We start from the raw sequence: 4,656 nt of genomic DNA, 5'->3' as shown, positions 1-4,656 counted from the left end.
CCATCGATGCTCAGCTTGGACTCAACCTGCCAGATCGCCTTCAGGCCATTGCCCAGATCTTCGCTACCCTTGAAGCCGATACGCGAACCGATATCGTCAACATTGGTTACAGTGCCTGCATCGCCTACTTTAACACCTTCAACGCCGGCCTTGATCGCGCCGTAGATGGTCACGTCAGCCATGGCGGCAGCAGGCAGCAAGGCAACAGCCAGTGCGATAATTTTCTTGTTCATGAGTCTTTCCTTTTTCGAGGTCGGTTAACTAACCCGGTCCCTATGCCGGGCCAAGTATTTTTTGCCGGCGCTGTACCGCGCTGGTCATGCACATATACTAAGTGCCACGTTGCAAAAAAACAAAAGCACGCGCACTTTTCGGCCAGAATAGAGACACCCGCCCACCAAAAAACCCAGCAAAAGCCTATATTTCATGGCCTTAGCGATTGTTTCAAATTTACAACAACGTGATAAAGCTATATAAGCCGATACCGTACTCACCATGAAAGTGCCGCCGATGACACCCCCCATCCTGTGCTGGTTACGCCGCGATCTGCGCCTGAGCGACCATGCGGCCCTCGCCCGGGCGCAGCAAGCCGGGCCGGTGCTGGCGCTATTCATCTTCGACCCGGCATTGCTGGACACGCTGCCGCCGGACGATAAACGCATCGCCTTTATCTGTGCGGCACTGGCAGAAATACGCCAGCAACTGCGCCAACTCGGCAGCGAGCTCGTGCTATGCCATGGCGACCCGCTGGCCGTCATTCCGTCACTGGCGGCGCAAACCGGTGCCCGCCAGCTGTTTTTTGCCCGCGATTACGAACCGATGGCGAGGCAGCGCGATGCCGCCATCACGGCACAACTGGAGGCACAAGGCATCCACGTAGAGGCGGTGAAGGATCAGGTGATTTTCGAGCAGGATGAAGTGCTGAGTGCGGCAGGCAAACCCTATACCGTGTTTACCCCCTATGCCCGCGCCTGGCGCGCGCGTCTGGCGCCGCAGGATCATGCGCCGTGGCAAGTGGTGCTGGACAGCCGGCACTTTGTCGCCCGCGCCAGCCTGCCGCCGGCACTGCAAGGCAGCGATGCGCCGATTACGGTTACCGGCTTTGAGGCGGTCGATCTGGCCGCGCAGAATATCCGTACCGGCATGCATGGCGCACAGGCACTGCTAGACGATTTTGCCGGCCGCATCGCCGACTACGCGGCGCTGCGCGATTTTCCGGCGCGTAAAGGCGTGTCTTATTTGTCGGCCCATTTACGCTTCGGCACGGTCTCTATCCGCGCCTTGGTGCAACTGGCGCTAAATGAGGCCAGCGCCGGGGCGCAGGTGTGGCTGAACGAACTTGTCTGGCGCGAGTTTTACCAGCAGTTGCTGTGGCACTACCCAGAGGTCGAGCAAGCCAGCTTCAAGCCGGCTTACCGCGAGCTGGCCTGGCCGGGGGAAGACGCGCATTTTACCGCCTGGTGCGAGGGACGCACCGGCTACCCGCTGATCGATGCGGCCATGCTGCAGTTAAACAGCAGCGGTTATATGCACAACCGCCTGCGCATGGTGGCGGCCAGTTTTTTGGTGAAGGATTTACTGATCGACTGGCGCCGTGGCGAGCACTACTTTGCCGCCAAGCTGCTGGACTATGATCTGGCGGCGAACAATGGCGGCTGGCAGTGGGCCGCCTCCACCGGCTGCGATGCCCAGCCCTGGTTTCGCATCTTCAACCCGGTCACCCAGTCGCAAAAATTCGATCCGGACGGGCGCTTTATCCGCCGCTATCTGCCGGCACTGGCGGCGCTGGACAACAAAGCCATCCACGCCCCCTGGCTCGCCAAAACCCTGCCCGACGGATTTAGCCTGGGCCACGATTATCCGGCCCCCATCGTCGACCATGCCGCCCAGCGCGGCAAGGCGCTGGCGCTATTCGGCCGCTAACAATGCCGGGGCATGCTTAACGCCCCAGCAGCAGCTCGAGCACGATTTTGCTGCCGATATAACCCAGCAATAACAGGGAAAACCCGGACAAGATCCAGCGCACGGCAAGGCGGCCACGCCAGCCACGGCGCACGCGCCCCAGCAACAGGCTGCCGAACACCAGCCAGGCGGCACAGGCGAATACAATCTTGTGATTGAGGGTCAGCGGCGTGCCGAACATCTGCTCGGAAAACAGGATACCGGTCACCAGCGACACCGACAGCAGGGCGAAACCCGCAGCGATCACCTGAAACATCATGCTTTCAAGCGATAACAAGGGCGGCAGCTGGCGGGTAAAAGCCGTGCCGCGCCGGGCATGCAGCGCCCGGTCCAGCACCAGCATCAGCATGGCCAGCAATGCGGCAATGGCGAACAGGCTATACGCCAGCATGGACACCAAGAGATGCAGGGCAAACAGCGGATTGGCCAGCTCGTAACTGATGTGCTGCCCGGGCAGCAGGATTTCAAAGCCCAGCGCCAGCACGGCCAAAGGCAGCATCAAAAGTTGCAAGCCCTCGACGCGATAGAAAAAACTGCTGGTCCAGTAAATCAGCAGCATCAGCCACACCAGCGCCGACAGCGCCCGCCCCAGCCCCAGATCCAGATACCCGCCGGACAAGACCGGCAACAGCACCAGCGCCGCATGCGCCAGCAGCAGCACGCCCAGCAGCAGATGCTCGATACGGGGTGAGCGTGGCAGCACCGGATAGCCTTTCCAGTGCCCGAGGTGATGCCAGGACAGGACCAGATAGCCCATCAGAAGACATAAAGATAACGCGAACAGAAAACCACTCATCGTATAAAGGCCGTCAATGCCGGGCATGCACCCGGCAGCTCGTGTAAAATAGACAACTTCGAAGTCTACACCAAAGCGGTATTGCCGTTGGCAGACGTCAACTACCCCGGTCGGAAGGCCGGCGCTTGCTAAAAGCGGGCGAGCTTGACCAGGGCAAGCGATTTTAATCCGCTACGTTTGCAACAGGTCGTTAAGACCCACTCCGGAATGCTTCCTCAGTTCCGGACACTGGAAGGATTCGATCATGCTGGCGCAAGGTAAAACGCCGAAGCTTGTTTCCGCTGCGAAAGCAGGAGCCGGTTGCAGACATGCCCGAGGGGAGCAGAACGAAAGTTCTTGTCACAAGGCGCGTAAGCGCAGAATTTAGGAGCAATACGCAGTGAGCGTGTTTGTACTCGATAAACGCAAAAAGCTATTGATGCCGTGTTCGGAAAAACGTGCCCGCAAGCTGCTGGATGCATGCCGGGCGGTGGTGATCCGGCTTGTACCGTTCACCATTCGGCTGAAAGACCGTGTGGGCGGGGATTTGCAGCCGGTGCAGATCAAGCTTGATCCCGGCAGTAAAACCACCGGCATCGCGCTAGTGCGGGTGCAGGACGAAACTGATCCTGAAAGCGGAGCGAGTCGTCGCACCGTCCATCCGCTGTGGCTAGGTCATTTGCAGCATCGCGGTTCGGTCATTCGGGATGCTTTGCAGGCGCGTAGCGCCATGCGTCGCCGCCGTCGCAGTCAAAACCTGCGCCATCGTGCGCCACGGTTCGACAACCGGACGAAACCGGAAGGCTGGCTTGCGCCTTCCTTGCGGCATCGGCTGGAGACAACGCTTTCGTGGGTCGGGCGGCTGCGCCGCTGGTCGCCGGTGTCCGCGCTCGCGGTTGAGCGCGTGAAGTTCGACATGCAGTCCATGCAAAACCCCGAGATTTCCGGCGTTGCTTACCAGCAAGGCACGCTGCACGGTTACACCGTGCGCGAATACCTGCTGGAAAAGTTTAAACGCCAGTGCGTGTACTGCGACAAGACTGATTTGCCCCTGCAGGTCGAGCATGTCAAACCGCGTGCGCTAGGTGGATCAGATCGGGTTAGCAATCTGGCGCTGGCTTGCCAGCCGTGCAACCAGAAGAAGGATGCGCTGCCTGTCGAAGTATTCCTGGCCAAGCAAGCGGAACGACTGGCGAAGCTGAAGAAACAACTGAAGACCCCGTTGCACGATGCCGCAGCCGTCAACAGCACCCGCAATGCACTGGTCTCGGCGCTGAAAAACACAGGCCTGCCGCTGGAAACAGCGGATGGCGGCAGGACTAAATTTAATCGTCACACGCTGGATGTGCCCAAGACTCATGCACTTGATGCCGCCTGCGTCGGCAGGGTTGATGCCATCGGATATTGGCAGCGTCCGGTACTGAATATCAAAGCCACCGGACGCGGCAGCTACCAGCGCACGCGGCTGGATGCGTCGGGTTTCCCGCGTGGCTATCTCACCCGCAGCAAACGCCATTTTGGTTTCCAGACGGGTGACCGAATCAAAGCAGTCGTGACCACAGGCAAGAAAGCAGGCACGTATTGCGGGCGGGTGGCAGTGCGTGCAACCGGCAACTTTAATATTCAGATACCGGGGCAGCCCGCCATTCAGGGTATTCATCACCGTTTTTGTACGCTGATTCAGCGTGCAGATGGTTATGGTTATTCATTTGAATCCAAGACTGCATAGAGAAAGGAAAGCGGAAATAGGAGTAGCCAAAGTATCGCCTCCGAGGGGGCGGCGCTCTACCCCTCCGGCCTGAAGACCGGATTTTTGCCGCGCAAATTAATGAAGGATGGCCCATGCTTGACAACCTGACGACACGCTTAAGTGGCGTGATCAAGACGCTGCGCGGTAACGCGCGCCTCTCCGAATCCAA

At 59.2% G+C, this 4,656-nt stretch carries 4 protein-coding genes; 2 read left to right on the top strand and 2 right to left on the bottom strand.

What is annotated here, in order from left to right; genetic code table 11:
* A partial coding sequence (locus ACRC1E_RS13795; RefSeq protein WP_438515664.1) for a porin occupies nucleotides 1-233 on the bottom strand: 233 nt, incomplete at its 3' end.
* 277 nt (nucleotides 234-510) lie between these two features.
* Between ACRC1E_RS13795 and ACRC1E_RS13790 the strand changes: the two genes are divergently transcribed.
* Complete coding sequence (locus ACRC1E_RS13790; RefSeq protein WP_438515663.1) at nucleotides 511-1,923, top strand: cryptochrome/photolyase family protein; 1,413 nt, start codon at nucleotides 511-513, stop codon at nucleotides 1,921-1,923.
* A 16-nt stretch (nucleotides 1,924-1,939) separates the two neighbouring features.
* On the opposite strand, the gene ACRC1E_RS13785 is transcribed toward ACRC1E_RS13790, so the two are convergent.
* Complete coding sequence (locus tag ACRC1E_RS13785) at nucleotides 1,940-2,758, bottom strand: cytochrome C assembly family protein (protein ID WP_438515662.1); 819 nt, start codon at nucleotides 2,756-2,758, stop codon at nucleotides 1,940-1,942.
* Between the two features lie 379 nt (nucleotides 2,759-3,137).
* On the opposite strand from ACRC1E_RS13785, the gene iscB reads away from it, so the two are divergent.
* Complete coding sequence (gene iscB / locus ACRC1E_RS13780) at nucleotides 3,138-4,466, top strand: RNA-guided endonuclease IscB (protein WP_438515661.1); 1,329 nt, start codon at nucleotides 3,138-3,140, stop codon at nucleotides 4,464-4,466.
* Nucleotides 4,467-4,656: the final 190 nt, after the last annotated feature.

It is taken from the genome of Craterilacuibacter sp. (genome assembly GCF_051659485.1).
GTDB lineage: Bacteria > Pseudomonadota > Gammaproteobacteria > Burkholderiales > Chromobacteriaceae > Craterilacuibacter.
The sequence above is the reverse complement of the archived record's forward strand: the minus strand, read 5'-3'. Positions and strand labels throughout refer to the sequence as shown.